The following is a 16,940-nucleotide window of genomic DNA, read 5'->3' as shown; positions in this document are numbered from 1 at the left end:
CCGGGGTCCGAGGGAAGGGCTCCGGCCCTCGTCATGTCCGGGGAGTCATTCGCCCAGCCAGTAGAGGTTGCGCCGGGTGCGCAGGACCTGCTCGAGGAACTCCGAGAAGGAGCGGGCGACCTGGGAGCAGTACTTCGGATCGGGCCAGGCCTCGTGGTAGCCGTCGATGAGGGGGTAGCGCCCGTCCTCCTGACGGGCCACGTCCACCAGCACGTAGTTGCCGTCCTGCACATCGCACAGGGCGTACACCGAGGCGGGACCCCACTGATCGTCATCCTCGCCGTAGATGGCCACCCGGGCCCGGACGATGTCCGCGAGAGGAAGTATCTGATAGGGCGAGTCGGGGAGCCGTTCGATCAATTCGGCGCCATCGCAGTGCAGGTAGAAGGCGCGCAGGTCCGGATCCAACTTCCAGCCCACTCGATGCTCGAACGCCGCGATCGCCTCGGGCGTGGCGGGCGCGTACGGAAAGTGGTCGCGGGAGATTTCCGCCAGCAGGCGGCTCATGGGCGTGGTCATCGTCAATGGTCGGTGTAGGGCACGTCGGGCCCGGTTGTATTCCAGGGAGCTTGCCCCGCGTAGCAGGTGGGGTACGCCCGGTTGTAGAGGTCGTGAACGTCCGGCTGGGCGGGAAAGACGTTGTTGGGATCCACGGGGTCTCCGCTGTGCCAGAGATCCCGGATGTGGTGCCCCGGCCAGGCCTTATTGCCACTGCTGGGCCAGGCCCCGAACTTCTCGCTCCAGCTCTGACGAAAGGACTTCCGGATCCGCTCCCACTCCCTACGGCGGCTCGTGGTCTCCTGGGTCGACAACGAGGGGTAGTCGCAGCAGCAGTGATAGATGCCGTAGCGGCTCCCGCCCTCGACGGGAACGGGCAGGAGGATGAGGTGGCCCTCCCAGTCGAACTTGAGGTCGGCCAGCCACATGCAGCCCTTGAGCGCACGACCTTCGAGGGCGCACTGCACCTGGCAGTCGTTCATGAACTCCTGGCGGCACTGCCAGGGTCCGTAGAAGAGGGTCGTCCGCATCCGCCCGCCCGGTACGCTCAACCAGGGCAGCTCCTTCTTCACGGCGGGCCTGGCACCCGGTGCGGGCGTGCGCTTCGGTTCGAACGAACTGCTCGCGCCGTTGGTGGAACCACACCCGGCGAGGAGCAGCAGGGACACCACGGTCCAACCTGGCCTCATGAGGAACTCCCGGGACGAGGACTACCCATGCGTGGGCAGCCGGACCGGGGAACTATCGGATGGGTCTGACGAGCGCCGACGCTGGTGTTCCACGTGGAACGCTGCCTCGCTCCGTGCCGCGGACTGGATGCACCGATGCAGTGTCCATTCCTGCCTGAGCCCCAGCGGGAGCCGCACTCCGCCCCGACCTCCCGCCGCACCTTCTGGGAACCTCCCGGACCCGGCACTGCTCCCGGGCGTGTTCCACGTGGAACGTGGACCTGTCCCCGCTCCCCGGCGGAGTCCCTCGCGGTTCGGCCGCCCCAACTCCGAAAGGGGAGGGGACGCTACCGCCTCCATCCTCCAGCGGGCCCAGAAGAGGGGGACATCCTTCTCCTGGTTCGGACATCACGTTCCACGTGGAACGTCCCCAACACCTTTCCGGCGGCCGGGGTCTGGACGGGAAGGCGGGAGGGACGCGGGGGCGGGAAGGGGGTTGATGCACGGGGCTCGTGTTCCACGTGGAACGGCGGGAGCACCGGACCGGTGGACTCCGCGCTTGCGGAGACAGGTGAGGGAGGTGCTTCACCACGTTCCACGTGGAACGTCTCCCCCCTCCTTCCGGCGGCGGAACCGTGGCCGGACGGGATGGCGGAGGGGCGGAAAGAAGGAGGGGTTCGGACACGAGTCCCATGTTCCACGTGGAACGTCCCGCACCTTTCCGGGGTTGGAACCAGGAACCGGAAGGGGCGGAGTTCAGGGGGCGGGATGGGCGTTGATGCGTGGGCCCCTGTTCCACGTGGAACGGCCGGAGCGCCGGACCGATGGACTCCGCGCTGGCGGAGATGGGTGGGGGAGCCGCTCCACCGTGTTCCACGTGGAACCTTCCGTGAGGTGCTTCTTCCGTGTTCCACGTGGAACAGCCGGAGCCTTCTTCGTGAGGTGGAACGTCCGAACCCTTCTTCCCGGAGCGCCGGGCTGGAGGCCCTCGGGTGGGGCAGGGGTTCTTTCCGCGGGTGCGCGGGCCGCGCTCGATCCCGTGCCCCCGTTCCACGTGGAACTTCACGCCGCCACGTCCCCGGCACATCCCCGGTCCCTCCCTCCGTTCCGCGTCTCCAGTCCGGTCCGGGCGCGGTGTTTCCCGGAGCCCGGCCGATGCGGAGTTCCACCGGACGTCTCGGGTCCACGGGGCCCACGGGAACGGAACCCCTCGCCCGCCGTGTTCCACGTGGAACGGGCATCCGAGAAGGCGCCCGGGTGTTCCACGTGAAACCTCTCCCCGGGTCCGGCTCTGGACCTCCGGGGACCGCCTCCTCCGCCCTCCGCGGGGTCCGGCCGGGCCCGGAAGCATGTCAGGCGGGCGGGTTAGAGGTTGATCTGGCCGTGGACTGGATCAGCTCCCGGTTTGATGGATCAATGGCGTCGCTACAGGCTTTCCCCAAGGACGGGCCACGTGGGTCGAATCATCTGCATCTCCAACCAGAAGGGCGGCGTCGGCAAGACGACCACCGCCATCAATCTCGCCGCCAGCCTCGCCTCGGCCGAGCGCAAGACGCTCCTGGTCGACATGGATCCCCAGGGCAATGCCGGCAGCGGGCTCGGACTCAAGCGCGAGCAGCTCCAGGGCACCGTCTATGACGCCCTGCTCGGCGGCCGCCCCATGAGCGAGCTGCTCCACTCCACCGAGCTGCGCTACCTCCAGGTGGTCCCCGCCACCCCGGACCTCACCGGCGCCGAGGTCGAGCTCGTGGGCCAGGAGCGGCGCGAGTTCCGCCTGCGCGACGCGCTCCGCCCGCTCGCCGACCAGTACGACTACATCCTCATCGACTGCCCGCCGTCGCTCGGCCTGCTCACGCTCAACTCGCTCATCGCCGCCGACTCGGTCCTCATCCCCCTGCAGTGCGAGTACTACGCGCTCGAGGGCCTGTCCCAGCTCAACCACACCATCGATCTGGTGCGCCAGGCCTTCAACCCGGAGCTGAAGATGGAGGGGATCCTCCTCACCATGTTCGACTCGCGCGCCAACATCGCCAACCAGGTGGTGGACGACGTGCGCGGCTTCTTCAAGGAGCAGGTCTTCTCCTCCGTGGTGCCGCGCAACGTGCGCCTCGCCGAGTGCCCCTCCTTCGGCAAGCCCATCATCCTCTATGACATCAAGTCCAAGGGCTGCGAGAGCTACCTCGCGCTCGGCCGGGAGATCATGCAGCGCGAGCCCGCGCCGCCTCCCGTCCAGCCCCGGGCTTGAGCGCCCCCGGCCCCCACCCCGCGTCCCCGAGTCATGTCGGGCGGCGCGGGGGAAGCGGGCCGCTGAAGTGGTGGATCGGTTCGCCGTGCGAGAGCCCCCTGGGGGCCCGCCTGTCGCGCACCGCCCGCGGGGTCGTCCAGGTTCCCCGCGGTGACACTCCAAGGACCTGGCCGTCCGGGCCTTCCCGGACTGGCAATGGCCGGGAAGGCCCGGTGGGAGTTCTCGCAGTGCTGAATGGTGACAAGCAGAAGCGGGCGTTGGGCCGCGGCCTCTCCGCCCTCATCCCCCAGGCGGCTCCACCCGTGCCCGCGGGCGCGAGCGTGGTGGCCGCTCCTCCCGAGCCTCCGCCCCCGCCGAAGAATGGCCTCATCAAGCTGCCCATCGAGGCCATCCAGCGCGACACGCTCCAGCCGCGCCGCCAGTTCGACGAGGAGAAGCTGCGCGAGCTCACCGAGTCCATCAAGGCCCAGGGCGTGTTGCAGCCGGTGCTCGTGCGCAAGGACGGCGCGGGTGGCTACAAGCTCATCGCCGGCGAGCGCCGCTGGCGCGCCTCCCAGGCCGCGGGCCTGCACGAAATCCCCGCCATCGTGCGCGAGGTCACCGAGGTGGAGGCCTTCGAGCTCGCGCTCGTGGAGAACCTCCAGCGCTCGGACCTCAACCCCATGGAAGAGGCCGAGGGCTACCACCGGCTCGTCGAGGAGTTCGGCCTCACCCAGGACCAGGTGGCCCAGCGCGTGGGCAAGGAGCGGCCCACCGTGGCCAATGCCTTGCGCCTGCTCGGTCTGCCCGACGACGTGAAGGGACTGGTGGCCGCGGGGCAGCTCAGCGCGGGCCATGCCCGGGCGCTGCTCGGCGTGCCGCGCCTGCCGGAGATGAAGGAGCTCGCCGCGCAGGTGGCCGCCAAGAAGCTCAGCGTGCGCGACACCGAGAAGCTCGTGCAGCAGGCCAAGGGGGGCAAGGCCAAGGAGTCCGCCCCCGCCGCGCCCAAGAAGCAGAGCCCCCAGGTGAAGAGCCTCGTGGAGGAGATGCAGCGGCGGCTCGGCACCAAGGTTCGCCTGGTCGAAAAAGGCAGCGGAAAAGGCACCCTGGAAGTCGATTACTTCTCATACGATGACCTGGATCGCATCCTGAAGGTCCTCAGGAAGGAGTAGCGCGTGGCGCTCCTCGGCAAGAAGGAAGAGAAGACCAACGTTCCGCTCCTCGGGGGCGGCAGCATCAAGGAGGATTTCGTGGCGACGCGTCCGGGTGAGGTTCACACCCTGCTGGGCAAGGGCAGCGAGTTCGAGGGCAAGCTCACCTTCGAGGGGCAGGTCCGCATCGACGGCAAGTTCAACGGGCAGATCATCACCAAGGACGTGCTCGTGGTGGGTGAGGGCGCCCGGGTCCAGGCGGAGATCACCGCCGGCACCGTCATCATCAATGGCACCGTGGAAGGCAACGTGCGCGCCACGCAGCTCATCGAGCTGCATGCGCCCGCGCGCGTGAAGGGCAACATCGAGACGCCCGCGCTCACCATGGACCGGGGCGTCATCTTCGAGGGCTCCAGCAAGATGGAGAACCTCGGCGCCAAGGGCTCCACGCCCCCGCCCCCGCCCGGCGGTGAGGGCCGGAAGTAGAGGTGCGCGCCTCCGTGCGCCCGCGCCTCGCCGCCGCCCTGCTGGCGCTCGCCGCCGGGGGCACGGGGTGCGAGGGCTGCCGCGAGCGCCGGGCGGAGGTGCCGGTGGATGCCTCGGATGCGTCCGCCGAGGCTCCCCGGACGGCCTCGCGCCGGGTGGGGGTGAAGGTTCCCCTGCCCACCGGGTGGAGCGCCCAGCCCGAGGAGGATGGCAGCCTGCGCTTCGGTCCCCCCCACCACCCCGTGTTGCGCGTGGATCTGCGCACCGGCGAGGGCGACGCGCTGCCCTCCGGTGACGCGCTCACCGCGCTGCTCGCGCGCGCCTTCGAGGGCTTCGCGCGCTCGGACGAGCAGCTCGAGGAGGGCGAGGACTTCGTGCTCGTGCGGGTGAAGCTCGCGCCGAGGTTCGCGGACGGAGGCGTGGGCGAGGCCCACCCGGCCTTCTTCGGCGCGCGGCGCGTGGAGCGCGACCTGTTCCTGTGCGCCAGCCTGCCCGGCGTCTCCGAGGACGAGGTGCGCGAGGCGGCCTCCTCCTGCCAGGCCATCCACCTGCAACCCCCGCCGCGCTAGCCCCCGCACAGACATCGGGCGCCACTCCCGGGAGCGACCTCATGCTCTCCGGGCGGCGCCCGATGAATCCCCATGCACCTCGATACCGACCCTTCCCCCCCGGAGGGTGGGCTCCTGGCGCTCCTGTCTGGGGCCCGCCGCCACGCGACGCCAAAGGCTGGACCGTTCGTGCAAAGGTATGACGCATTCGGAGGTAGGCGTGGGCCCTCCCCCCCCGTGACGCATGGCGCGGATGTTCGTCGCCGGACGGTCCCAGCCGCCCCGAGGCCGCCGAGTGTTGGCCGGTGCGCGCTTGGGCGCCGGGTGCTCAGTGTTTGCGTGCGAGCGACAAGGCGAAGTCTCCCGCCGCGTCCGTCCAGTACCCCACGCGCTCGAGGCCCGCCGCCGCCAGCTCCTCCTCCACCCGCGCGGGGTGGAACTTGCAGCTCACCTCCGTGCGCAGCACCTCGCCCTCGGCGAAGTTCACGAAGCGCTCGAGCGCCGGCAGCCGCACCGCCTGGGCCCGGGTGGAGATGAGCCTCATCTCCACCCACTGGTTCTCCTCGTCGAAGGGCGCCAGGTGCTCGAAGGCCTCGGGGTCGAAGTCCGCCTGGAGCTCGTGGTTGAGCACCCGCAGGACGTTGCGGTTGAAGGCCGCCGTCACCCCCGCCCGATCGTTGTACGCCGCGAACAGCCGCGAGCGGCTCTTGAGCAGATCCGTCCCCACCAGCAGGCCGTCCCCCGGCTCCATCCCCTCGGCGAGCCGGGCGTAGAAGCGTGCGCGCTCGGCGGGCTTGAGGTTGCCGATGGTGCCGCCGAGGAAGGCCACCAGCGTGCGGCCCTCGCGCGGCCAGCGCCCCAGGTGTCGCTCGAAGTCCCCCACCACCGCGTGCACGTGCAGCCCGGGGTAGTCGCGCGCCACCGCCTCGGCCGACTGGCGCAGGAAGGACTCGCTCACGTCGAAGGGGACGAAGCGCTCGAGGCCGCCCTCCTCCCGGAGCGCGTCGAGCAGCAGCCGCGTCTTCTCGCTGCTGCCACTGCCCAGCTCCACGAGCGTGTGGGCCGCGCACGCGCGCGCGATGTCCCGCGCGTGCTCCCGGAGGATTTCCCGCTCGCGCCGCGTGGGGTAGTACTCGGGCAGGCGGGTGATGTCGTCGAAGAGCTGGCTGCCGCGCTCGTCGTAGAGCCACTTGGGGGACAGCTCCTTCTGCCGCCCCTCCACGCACAGCCCCTCGAGCACCTCCGTGCGCAGCATGCGCCGCGCGTCTCCCGGCCGCACGTGCACCTGCATCGTCACCGCCGGCTGCCCCGCCTCCCACCGCTGCCTGCCCTTGCCTGCCGCCATGTGTCTCACCTCGCGTCGCGTGCGCACCGGAAGCCGGTGAAGATGTGCCGGCGCAGGGGGTAGTCCCAGTTGCGGAAGCTGTTGCGCGCGGCCACTGGCGCCGTGGCCCACGAGCCCCCCTTGAGCACCCGGTACTCCGTCCCGAAGAACTCCTCCGAATATTCACGGTAGGGGAACGCTTGGAACCCCAAGTACCCGCCGAAAGTGCTGGACGTCCACTCCCACACATCGCCGAGCAGCCCGTGGACGCCCTCGGGGGTGGCGCCGGCGGGGAAGGAGCCCACGGGGCTGGGGCCCCAGGTGTCCCCGCCGAGCGTGGCCTGGTCGGCGCGCGGGGGCGAGTCCCCCCAGGGGAAGGCGCGCGAGGCGGGGGCGAGTCCCGACGCGGCGCGCTCCCACTCGGCCTCGGTGGGCAGGCGCTTGCCGGCCCAGCGCGCGTAGGCGTCCGCCTCGTACCAGCTCACGTGCTGCACGGGCTCGTCCGGGGGCAGGGGCTCCTCCCACCCGAAGCGCCGCCGCCAGTGTCCCCCCGCTTGGGGCAGCCAGAAGAGCGGGTGGCGCGCGCCCTCCTGCCGCACCCAGGCGGAGCCCTCGGGCGTCCACCAGCGCGCGTCCTCGTAGCCTCCCGCGGCGACGAAGACGGCGTAGTCCCCGTTCGTCACCGGGTGCGAGTCCAGGAAGAAGTCCTCCACGTGCGCGGTGTGCGCCGGGCGCTCGTTGTCGTAGGCCCAGGGCGCGTCGCTGCCCAGGCGCACCGGGCCGCCGGGGAGGAACACCTCGTGCTGAGCGGCCCGGCCGGGACGGGGGCGCGCGAGCGCGGTGGGCCGCCAGTCGCGCGCCGTCATGAGTTGCAGCGTGGCGGCGATCGTCTCCAGGTGCTGCTGCTCGTGCTGGGCCACCATGCCGAAGACGAAGCCGCCACGCAGCAGTGGCGCGCCCGAGTCCTCGGGTAACTCGCGCAGCCACGCGAGCGAGGCCTCGCGCACCCGTGCCGCGTAGGCGAGCGCCTGGGCGGGGGAGAGCAGGGGCAGGTGGACGCGGGTGGCGCGCGGGTGGCGCAAGGCGTCATAGAGGGAGTCCACGTCCGGGTCGGTGAGGGCGGGGGCGCCGAGCGCGCGCAAGAGCCACTGCTCCTCGTAGTTGGCCACGTGGGCCACGTCCCAGACGATGGGGGACATGAGGGGCGAGTGCTGCGCGACGAGCTCCGCCTCGCCCAGGCGCTCGAGCATGCGCAGGAGGCGCGCGCGCGCCTCGGTGAGCTCCGCCATGGCCCGGCCCTTCCACTCGGAGGGCGGAGCCGGCTCATGGGCCGGGACTTCGACGGATGGGGACATGGTGCGCCCAAGCTAGGGAGCGGCGGGGTGGGTCGGGGAGTGTCTCCCGGTGGGACTCGTCCGGGGGTGTGGTGCGCCACACAGTGCGCGGCGCGCGGATGCGCGGCCGCGAACGCAGGACGAGATTCCCCTGTGCGGGGTGGTCCGGGTGAGCAGGGGCAAGATGGCCAAGCGGCCGGACTCGCCTCCAGATGCCGCCATGCTCGACTTCTCCACGGCCGACGTCTGGATCGTCGATGCGTTCCGGTGAGCCGCTCCGCTCCGGTCGCGCGGAGCGGAGTCCGGCCCACCTCCCCACCTGGAACTCAGGTGGGCGACTCGTGCCCGCGGCCCCCGAGGTTCCACGGCCCCTGGCGGCGCGACTCCTTGAGTTCCTTGAGCTCCAGCCCGCGCAGGATGTCGTCCTGGGAGATGATGCCCACGAGCGCCCCGTCCTGGGTGACGGGAAGCTGGGGCATCTGCCGCTTTCCCATCTCCTCGATGGCCTCCCAAGCGGTGGAGTCCGGGGTGAGCACGGGCACCGGCTCGCTCAGCTCGCGCACGGCCATGCTCGCCAGCTTCTCCACGGGCACCTGCCGCAGCGCCTCCACCGTGACGAGCCCCACCACGCGCCCCTGCTCCACCACGGGCGCGGCCCGCAGCCGCTCGCCATAGAGCAGCTCCGTCAGCTCGCGCAGGCTCGCCGCCGCCTCCACCGTGGCGGTGCGCGGCCCCATCAGCTCGCGCACGGGCACGTCGGCCAGTTTCGACTGGAGCAGCACCTGGCGCGACTCGGCCGCCGCGCCCATGAAGACGAAGAAGGCGATGAAGAGCAGCACGAGGTTGCCGGTGACGATGCCGTACAGGCCGAAGAGCAGCGCGAAGCCCTGGCCCACCCAGCCCGCCACGCGCGTGGCCCGCACCCGCCCGAGCCACCCGGTGAGCAGCGCGCGCAGGATCCTCCCTCCGTCCATGGGGAAGGCGGGCAGCAGGTTGAACAAGCCCAGGAAGATGTTGAGCGAGCCCAGGTAGAAGACGGCGAAGCTCAGGTTGAAGGAGCGCGTGTCCGCGAGCAGGTGGTGGGCGAACAACGCCAGCGCGCCGAGCAGCAGGCTCGTCACGGGCCCGGCGAGCGCCATGAGCGCCTCGTTCCGCGAGCCGTCGGGCATGCGGGTGATGTTGGACACGCCGCCAATCATCATCAGCCGGATGTCGCTCACCTCGCCGCCCTTGCGCAGCGCGTAGACGGAGTGGGCGAGCTCGTGCAGCAGCACCGACAGGAAGAGCGCCACGGCGACGCCCAGCCCCCACAGGAGCGGCGGCCCCGACAGCCGCTCGGGGGGCACGTCCGCCGCGCGCGCCGCCAGTTGGAACGACTGCCCGAAGCTCCACGCGAGCAACGGGAGGATGAGCAGGAAGGAGAAGTGCACCCGGATGGGGATGCCCTTCAGGGTGAAGACCTGGATGTTTCCACGCACGTTGCACCTCCGTCCCGCTGAAGGTGGCCCCCGGGAAACGGGAAAACATCCAGGCGGACGGAGATGGGACCGCCTCCCGGCCGGAGGGCGGGGAGGCGGCCGGGCACTCGCCCCGGAGGGCGCTCAGACGCTCGGGGTCGGCTCGGAGATGCCCTCCAGGGCCTCGCCCACGCGCCGCTCGCTGATCGTCTGGGACAGGTCGCCCAGCGACACGATGCCCACCAGACGCTCCTCCTCGTTCACCACGATGATGCGGCGCACCTGCATGTCCCGCATCCGGGCGAGCACGCCCATGGCGTCGTCGTCCTCGAAGCAGAACTGCACGTTGCCCGTCATCGCGTCCTCCACCGACGTGCTGGCCGAGTCCATGCCGAGGGCAATGGCGCGCACGACGATGTCGCGGTCGGTGATCATGCCCACCACGCGCTCTCCCGCACACACGGGCAGGGCACCCACGTTGAGACTGCGCATCTTCTCGGCCGCGTCACGCAGCGTGTCCTGGGGACCGATGACTTCCACGTCGCGGGTCATCACTTCACGGATTGTCTGGGCCATGGCCGCTCCTCGTGGGTGCCTCGGCCAGGGGCCGGGCACCGTCCGCGTTCCATGGCAACCGTGGGGGGCCCTGTCCCCAGGGGCAACTCCACCCGGGCGCCCCTCCTGGAGAGCCTCCAGGCGGAGGGGCCCTCAGGCCGGAGCCCACCCGGATTCCGGCCGGGGAGCATCCCGCCAGACGTGCCGTCCGGTGGTGGGATCCTTGTGGAAGCGCATGAAGTCGCCCAGGCCCGTGTCGAGCGCCCGCGCGTCGAGCGCCTCGGCCACCCGGCCGAGCACGTCCAGCGCGTCCTCGCCGGTGCCGTGGACGATGAGCCGCACGCGGGGCGTGGGCTCCCAGGGGCCCAGGTCGAAGGTGAGCGAGAAGTCCTCGCCGTGGTAGCTGCCCTCGGCGGGGTGGGGGAAGACGGCCGTGGGCAGCACCTCGAGCAGCCGGCGGATGACGCTCTCGCGGGGCCCGAGCGGCGGGGGGGACCAGCCCTCGGGGAAGTCTCGCACCGAGTCGAAGCCCGCAGCGCCCATCAAATAGACAATCCAGCTCATGTCACACCCCGTGGCCGTCTTCTGATGGAGACACCCTACACGCGGTGTCTGACATTGCTTGGGATGGGAGAGTGCTTGGCGTCCCCACGGAGGGGGTGGGTTTCCCGCTGACGGGTGCTGACGACGGGGGGGTGGTTGCAATCGCGCGCGGGGCGTGTCACGCCAGGGCGCGAGATGATTCTCCAGGGTACGGAAACGGGTTATCCGCGCCACGTCCACCGCATGGCGGCCGGCGCGTTGTTCTTCCTCCAGGGTGTGTGTTTCGCGAGCTGGGCCTCGCGCATCCCGAGCATCCAGCAGCGCCTGGGCCTGAGCGAGGCGGCGCTGGGGCTGGTGCTGTTGGCGCTGCCGGCCGGGTCCATGGCGGCGCTGCCGGCGGCGGGCTGGTGGGTGTCGCGCAAGGGCAGCGCGCTGGTGGCGCTCACCGCGCTCGTCGTCTACGCGGCGGGGCTCGTGGGGCTGGGCTTCGTGGGCTCGCTGCCGGTGCTGCTCGGCGTGCTGTTCGTGTTTGGCTTCACCGGCAACGTGGTGAACATCTCGGTGAACACGCAGGCGGTGGGGGTGGAGGCGCTCTATGGGCGCTCGGTGATGGCGTCCTTCCACGGGCTGTGGAGCCTGGCGGGCTTCGTCGCCGCGGGCATTGGCGCGGGGATGATTGGCGCGGGGGTGGCGCCGCTGCCGCACTTCCTGGGCATGGGGCTGTTCATGCTGGCGGTGCTCGCCGCGTGCTCGCGCTTCCTGCTCGCGGACGCACCGGACGAGGGCGCCGGGCAGCGGGTGTTCGTGATGCCGGACCGGGAGCTGCTGGGCCTGGGCGTCATGGCCTTCTGCTGCATGATCTGCGAGGGCGCCATGTTCGACTGGAGCGGGGTGTACTTCGCGCGCGTGGTGGGGGCGGAGCCGGACTGGGTGGGGGCGGGCTACGCGGCGTTCATGGCGATGATGGCGTCGGGGCGCTTCCTCGCGGACGAGCTCACGCGGCGCTTCGGGCTGCGGCGGGTGTTCCAGACGAGCGGCGTGCTCATCGCGTTGGGGCTCGCGCTGGCGGTGCTGCTGCCGCGGCTGCCCACGGCGCTCGCGGGCTTCATGCTGGTGGGGCTGGGCGTGTCGAGCGTGGTGCCGCTGGTGTACGGGGCGGCGGGCCGCTCGCGCACCATGTCCCCGGGGGCCGCGCTGGCGGCGGTGTCCTCCATCGGCTTTCTGGGCTTCCTGGTGGGCCCGCCGCTCATCGGGCTGGTGGCGGGCGTGGCCACCCTGCGCGGCTCGTTCACCCTCATCGCGATGCTGGGCCTGGGCGTGGCGGTGCTGGGCAGCCGCCGGCCGGCCTGACACGTGGGTTTCCTCCACCGGCTCAAGGCAGGCTTCCAGGCTCGTTGGTGAAGAGTGCGTGGAACAGCGTCGTCTCTGGAGGCTGCTTCCACTGCACGAACAGGGAGACGGGTGTCTCGGCGATCTCGCGCGGGAGCGCGCTGAATCCGAACGCCGCCTCGATCCTCCTGGCGATGACCTCGGCGGGCGCGCGTATCTCGGGCCGGCGAGGATCGAACTCCACCTTCCTGAGAGACCGCGTTGTCTCGCCGTGGTCGAATTGCACGCCATAGACGGTGTAGACGGGGGCGAGGATGCTGACGCAACCGACGACCACCCAGCGAAGGGCTGGCAGGGGAGCGCCCTCGGGATAGGCCACGCAACGGAAACACGCATCGGGGGTGGCCGTGGCATCGCCGATGGAGAACCCAGGCAATTCCTTTTCGAGGCCCTCGAGGAATGCCCACCACCGATTGATCTTCTGAAGCTCCTGCTCCCATCTCGCATGGAGCCGCTCCGCCTCGGGGCTGATCTCCTGTCGCGAGTGCGGGTCATCATTTGAAGACCAGTAGCTCTTCGCGATTGAAACCAACTGCTCACGAGAGAGGGACATGGCTCACCTGGGGAGCGAAGTGCGAGGGGTGAGGATGACGGGCGTGACCCCTGGATAGCAGGCCGGAGTGACGCGCGACCCGGATATGACCTCGCCGAGAGTCAGACCGTAAAGCGTCTTGAACTGCTGGCACGCGATACCGATGGGCGTTGTCGGCGTGGCCGCCATGAGCGTTGTCCAGGCCGCCTCGTTGGCGCAGCGTGCCGCGCGACTCTGTGCCTCACTGACAGGAATGAATCCCTGCTTTTCATTCTCAATGGGCACTTCAACGCCGAATTTGCAGTAGACCAGTTCCTCGGTCGTGTCCCTCAAAATGCCAACATGAAGACATGCCGCGCGCCAACCTCCTGCTCCCTTGCCGCGCTGCGGGACAACGTCCTTGAACTTGAAGTGGCTCGGCCTGACCCCCCCTTCGACCCAGTTCACCGTACCGCCCGTGACACACCCCGAGGACAGTACGAGCAGCGGCAGGAACCAGAACATCCGCGCCAGTCGCCTTGAATGGCCCACGGCACTACCTCGGCTCGGAAAGGAATGCTTGATGAAGCACCCACCACGGTAGCGCAGATGTCGAGCGTATCTCCATCCATGCCTACCTGCCGGGATTCCCTCCATCAACCAGGGAACATCAGCTCGGGGTAGGGCAGGCCGGCTGGCGGCTTCCAACCCGTTCTGGTAGGTCAGATTGCGCCACGTTGAACATTCTACTTCGCCGGTCTACCTTTCTTCTCGCCCTCGTGGCATCCCAGCGGGCTGGGTGACAACATGGCAGATATCCCAAACTTCGATTTCGAAGAGATGCTCGGCGTCCTGAATTCCGTCATCGAGAGCTATGCGGAGGGTTCGAAGGAGCGGGAAGCGACAAAACTGGCGCAGCTCGCGTTGCTCTTTGTCCGCCTCCGCGACAAGGAGGAGGCGTTCGCCAGGTTTCGCAAAAGCTGCGTGGACACCTCCTTCACGGTCGAAGTGTCCCATGAGTTCGCGACGCGAGAAGAAGCGGACGCATGGCTCGCCAGTGGAAAGGCCGAGCACAAGGAACGCATCAAGATCGCCGGCAAGGGCTTCATGGTCGTTCAGCTGCCCGGAAGGCAGACGCTGATTGATCGACCTCTTCCAGAAGAGTTGCGGACGGCGGAATGGATGGGAGACGACGCCGAGTAGCCGCTTCATCGGCGGGCCTCCACCGGAGTGTTGGGCCTCGGGGGAGGAGGCCGGTGGCCGATCCGCACCGTCGCGGTTCTCCCCGCGACCCACTGGGTCCCCGGTGGAATGTGCTCCAGCGCGGTGCGCACCGGCGCCCGCTGCGCCAGCCGCACCTGGCTGATCGTGGGGCGATGTTGGGCAACAGCTTGGGCCCCGACGCCCGGTCTCGAGCCTCGATGCCCGTGGCGATGCTCTCCACGTGCCTCCTCGACTCTTGGGAATGGAGACGGGGCAGGGCGGCCGGTGGCCCATGGCATGCCGTGGGCGTGGGAGGGCTCGCACCGCTCGTCGTCCTGCTTGGGGGTCCAAGGGGACGGGCTGAAAATCTCCAGCGGTACCAGAGCCGGAGGGGGGAATGGCCGCGCGCGAGGGCTCAACTTGAGGAGCGCGGAAGGGGGCAGGGCCGTAGATTGTGGCCCCAGAAAGGATTCCCCCATGACGACCCTCGATGAGCTCTTTCCCTCCGAAGAACAGATTCCCGCCGGCGTGCGGCTGCCCGCGTATGTGGAGCAGCGCGAGTACCTCGTTGGAGGCGAGCTGCGCGTGTGGGGGGGAGATCTCAACCCGGTGCGCAGCCCGGTCTTCGTGAAGACGGCCCGGGGCGTGGAGCAGAAGGTGATTGGCGCCACGCCGCTGCTCACCTCCCAGGAGTCGCTCGAGGCGCTGCGGGCGGCGGTGAAGGCGTATGACCATGGCCGGGGCGCGTGGCCGTCCATGCGCGTGGCCGAGCGCATCGAGCACGTCGAGCGCTTCCTCGTGGCCATGCGCGCGCAGCGCACCGCGGTGGTGAACCTCTTGATGTGGGAGATCGGCAAGACGCAGGGCGACTCGGAGAAGGAGTTCGACCGGACGATCGATCTCATCGTCGAGACGATCCGCGCGCTCAAGGAGTTGGACCGGACCTCGTCGCGCTTCGTGCAGGAGCAGGGCATCATGGCGCAGATCCGCCGGGCGCCCATCGGCGTGGCGCTGTGCATGGGGCCGTACAACTACCCGCTGAACGAGACCTTCAGCACGCTGTTTCCCGCGCTGCTGATGGGCAACGCGGTCATCTTCAAGCCGGCGAAGTTCGGCGTGCTGCTCATCCGTCCGCTGCTCGAGGCGTTCCGCGACTGCTTCCCGCCGGGCGTCATCAACATCATCTACGGCCGGGGCCGCGAGACGGTGGGCGCGCTGATGGAGAGCGGCGAGGTGGACTTGTTCGCGTTCATCGGTACCAACAAGGGCGCCAGCGAGCTCAAGCGCATGCACCCGCGTCCGCACCGCCTCAAGTCGGTGCTGGGGCTGGACGCGAAGAACCCGGCGATCATCCTGGACGACGCGGACCTCGACAACACGGTGAAGGAGTGCATCACGGGCACGCTGTCCTTCAACGGGCAGCGGTGCACGGCGCTCAAGGTGCTGCTGGTGCACCGCAAGGTGGTCAAACCCTTCCTCGAGCGCTTCAGCGCGGCGGTGGACAAGCTCAAGCCGGGCATGCCGTGGACGCCGGGGGTGGCGCTCACGCCGCTGCCCGAGCCGGGGAAGACGGACTACCTGAAGGGTCTGGTGGACGACGCGGTGGGCAAGGGGGCGAAGGTGGTGAACGAGCTGGGAGGACAGGTGAACCAGTCGTTCTTCTTCCCCGCGGTGGTGTACCCGGTGACGCGCGACATGCGGCTGGCGTCGGAGGAGCAGTTCGGCCCGGTGATACCGGTGATGGTGTTCGACGAGGACGAGGAGGCGGTGCGCTACGTGGTCGAGTCGCAGTTCGGGCAGCAGTTGAGCCTGTTCGGACAGGACTCGGCGCGCATCGGGCGGTTCATCGACGCGTTCGCCAACCAGGTGGGCCGCATCAACCTCAACTGCCAGTGCCAGCGTGGGCCGGACACGTTCCCCTTCAATGGGCGCAAGGACTCGGCCGAGGGCACGCTGTCGGTGGCGGACGCGCTGCGCGTGTTCTCCATCCGCACGCTCGTGGCGGCGAAGACGACGAAGGAGAACACCAGCCTGGTGCAGTCCATCCTCACGCGCCGCGAGTCGGACTTCCTCACCACCGACTTCCTCTTCTAGGCGCTTGGGCCGCGAAGCCCACCGCCTCCCGTGCTCGGCATGTCAGCCCTTGCTGTTTCCTCGCGAGGTCTGACCCCGAGACGGGAGGCGCGCGCGGGTCCTGGCGCTTGAAGCGCACTTGACCTCCATGGTAGGGCCGAGGCCATGACCACGGTCCCGTCCCCGGTGCTCGAGTTCCCCGCGATGCTCCACGGTTCTATCGGTGCCGTTCGCCGCCAGGTGAGCGCCGAGGGCCGCAGGTGGGCCCGGGAGTACCTCGAGTCGGGTGGCTTCAGCCGGCCCCGGCGGATGCTCCAGGTGCCGCCTGGCGAGCTTCTGGAGATGATCTCGGGGGCCGTGTTCGACGCCATCCCCCACCCCCGCTGGCGGATTCACATGTTCATCGACGTCTTCACCCACTTGGATGAGGGCGTCCCGAAAGAGGAGCGCCAGCGCATGGAGGCGGCCTTCGAGTCTTTCTGTCTGAGCACCCCGTGGGGGGCGCTCTACCATGCCGTGTCTCCTCCCCCGCCGCGGAGCGCGCAGCGCATGGCCAGACGGTTCGCGGCGCTGTTGCGCTTCTGGGACGTGCTCCAGGGCCCACGCTACGCGTACAGGGAGCCCGACACCCACCACACGCTCGATGAACTCATCGCGTACATCTACGGCGTGACGCTGGAGGCGTGGTGCCCCGGATGCTCCACCTCGGTGCGCGAGCACCTGACGCTGACAGTGGAGCGCATGGCTCGTGCGACTCGGGAGGAGTGTACGCAGGCCGTGCTCCGGGTGATTCCCAGCGTGGTGCGGATGAACACCGATCTCCAACACCGCGAGGTGCTCAATGACCCGGACTTCCTGTGCGAGCGCCTCGATGCGCTCCGTCCAGAGGAGTTCGAGTCTCTCAGCGCCTGCCGCTTCGCGGTGAACAGGTGGCTGTACGCGTGGGACCGGGCGCTGGGGCGGCAGTGAGCGCCGC

General features: G+C 69.6%; 17 protein-coding genes. 8 read left to right on the top strand and 9 right to left on the bottom strand.

Features of this window, described 5'->3' with window-relative positions; all coding sequences use genetic code 11:
• Positions 1-45 precede the first annotated feature (45 nt).
• Both CYFUS_RS50110 and CYFUS_RS50105 read right to left on the bottom strand, forming a co-directional pair.
• Entirely contained in the window at positions 46-519 is a 474-nt protein-coding gene (locus tag CYFUS_RS50110) for an SMI1/KNR4 family protein (RefSeq protein ID WP_095992699.1), read from the bottom strand.
• Between the two features lie 2 nt (positions 520-521).
• A complete protein-coding gene (locus tag CYFUS_RS50105) occupies positions 522-1,187 on the bottom strand; it encodes a hypothetical protein (protein WP_095991697.1) in 666 nt (221 codons plus the stop codon).
• A gap of 1,432 nt (positions 1,188-2,619) precedes the next feature.
• On the opposite strand from CYFUS_RS50105, the gene CYFUS_RS50100 reads away from it, so the two are divergent.
• The 4 genes from CYFUS_RS50100 to CYFUS_RS50085 all read left to right on the top strand — a co-directional run bounded on the left by CYFUS_RS50100 (position 2,620) and on the right by CYFUS_RS50085 (position 5,596).
• Positions 2,620-3,411: a ParA family protein gene (locus tag CYFUS_RS50100; protein WP_095991696.1), complete on the top strand. Its 792-nt coding sequence runs from the start codon at positions 2,620-2,622 to the stop codon at positions 3,409-3,411.
• Positions 3,412-3,638: 227 nt separating this feature from the next.
• On the top strand, positions 3,639-4,562 hold the full coding sequence (locus CYFUS_RS50095; RefSeq protein WP_095991695.1) for a ParB/RepB/Spo0J family partition protein: 924 nt from the start codon (positions 3,639-3,641) through the stop codon (positions 4,560-4,562).
• A gap of 3 nt (positions 4,563-4,565) precedes the next feature.
• Entirely contained in the window at positions 4,566-5,027 is a 462-nt protein-coding gene (gene bacM, locus CYFUS_RS50090; RefSeq protein ID WP_095991694.1) for a bactofilin BacM, read from the top strand.
• A gap of 14 nt (positions 5,028-5,041) precedes the next feature.
• A complete protein-coding gene (locus tag CYFUS_RS50085; RefSeq protein ID WP_095992698.1) occupies positions 5,042-5,596 on the top strand; it encodes a hypothetical protein in 555 nt (184 codons plus the stop codon).
• A 307-nt stretch (positions 5,597-5,903) separates the two neighbouring features.
• Here CYFUS_RS50085 and egtD read toward each other — a convergent pair whose 3' ends face one another.
• From egtD to CYFUS_RS50055, 5 genes are all read right to left on the bottom strand, one after another.
• On the bottom strand, positions 5,904-6,920 hold the full coding sequence (egtD, locus tag CYFUS_RS50080; RefSeq protein WP_095991693.1) for an L-histidine N(alpha)-methyltransferase: 1,017 nt from the start codon (positions 6,918-6,920) through the stop codon (positions 5,904-5,906).
• A 5-nt stretch (positions 6,921-6,925) separates the two neighbouring features.
• Positions 6,926-8,254, bottom strand: coding sequence for an ergothioneine biosynthesis protein EgtB (egtB, locus tag CYFUS_RS50075; protein WP_198316421.1), 1,329 nt, complete (start codon positions 8,252-8,254; stop codon positions 6,926-6,928).
• Between the two features lie 305 nt (positions 8,255-8,559).
• A complete protein-coding gene (locus tag CYFUS_RS50065; protein ID WP_095991691.1) occupies positions 8,560-9,711 on the bottom strand; it encodes a site-2 protease family protein in 1,152 nt (383 codons plus the stop codon).
• Between the two features lie 123 nt (positions 9,712-9,834).
• The gene (locus CYFUS_RS50060) at positions 9,835-10,266 is read right to left on the bottom strand and encodes a CBS domain-containing protein (RefSeq protein WP_095991690.1); all 432 of its coding nucleotides are present in this window, start codon (positions 10,264-10,266) and stop codon (positions 9,835-9,837) included.
• Between the two features lie 132 nt (positions 10,267-10,398).
• The gene (locus CYFUS_RS50055) at positions 10,399-10,809 is read right to left on the bottom strand and encodes a hypothetical protein (protein ID WP_157759130.1); all 411 of its coding nucleotides are present in this window, start codon (positions 10,807-10,809) and stop codon (positions 10,399-10,401) included.
• A 174-nt stretch (positions 10,810-10,983) separates the two neighbouring features.
• Here CYFUS_RS50055 and CYFUS_RS50050 point away from each other — a divergent pair, with 174 nt between their 5' ends.
• Positions 10,984-12,138: an MFS transporter gene (locus CYFUS_RS50050; protein ID WP_232537273.1), complete on the top strand. Its 1,155-nt coding sequence runs from the start codon at positions 10,984-10,986 to the stop codon at positions 12,136-12,138.
• Between the two features lie 22 nt (positions 12,139-12,160).
• On the opposite strand, the gene CYFUS_RS50045 is transcribed toward CYFUS_RS50050, so the two are convergent.
• Together CYFUS_RS50045 and CYFUS_RS50040 are read right to left on the bottom strand one after the other, a co-directional pair.
• Positions 12,161-12,730: a hypothetical protein gene (locus CYFUS_RS50045; RefSeq protein ID WP_095991687.1), complete on the bottom strand. Its 570-nt coding sequence runs from the start codon at positions 12,728-12,730 to the stop codon at positions 12,161-12,163.
• 3 nt (positions 12,731-12,733) lie between these two features.
• A complete protein-coding gene (locus CYFUS_RS50040; protein WP_095991686.1) occupies positions 12,734-13,213 on the bottom strand; it encodes a hypothetical protein in 480 nt (159 codons plus the stop codon).
• 282 nt (positions 13,214-13,495) lie between these two features.
• Here CYFUS_RS50040 and CYFUS_RS50035 point away from each other — a divergent pair, with 282 nt between their 5' ends.
• From CYFUS_RS50035 to CYFUS_RS50025, 3 genes are all read left to right on the top strand, one after another.
• Positions 13,496-13,891 (top strand): hypothetical protein, encoded by a 396-nt coding sequence (locus CYFUS_RS50035; protein ID WP_232537272.1) that lies wholly within the window; start codon positions 13,496-13,498, stop codon positions 13,889-13,891.
• A 477-nt stretch (positions 13,892-14,368) separates the two neighbouring features.
• Entirely contained in the window at positions 14,369-15,985 is a 1,617-nt protein-coding gene (locus CYFUS_RS50030; RefSeq protein WP_095991685.1) for an NADP-dependent glyceraldehyde-3-phosphate dehydrogenase, read from the top strand.
• Positions 15,986-16,129: 144 nt separating this feature from the next.
• Positions 16,130-16,933 (top strand): hypothetical protein, encoded by an 804-nt coding sequence (locus tag CYFUS_RS50025; protein ID WP_095991684.1) that lies wholly within the window; start codon positions 16,130-16,132, stop codon positions 16,931-16,933.
• Positions 16,934-16,940 lie beyond the last annotated feature (7 nt).

This window comes from Cystobacter fuscus (assembly GCF_002305875.1).
In the GTDB taxonomy this organism is placed as follows: domain Bacteria; phylum Myxococcota; class Myxococcia; order Myxococcales; family Myxococcaceae; genus Cystobacter; species Cystobacter fuscus_A.
This window is presented reverse-complemented; position numbering and strand designations above follow the sequence as displayed.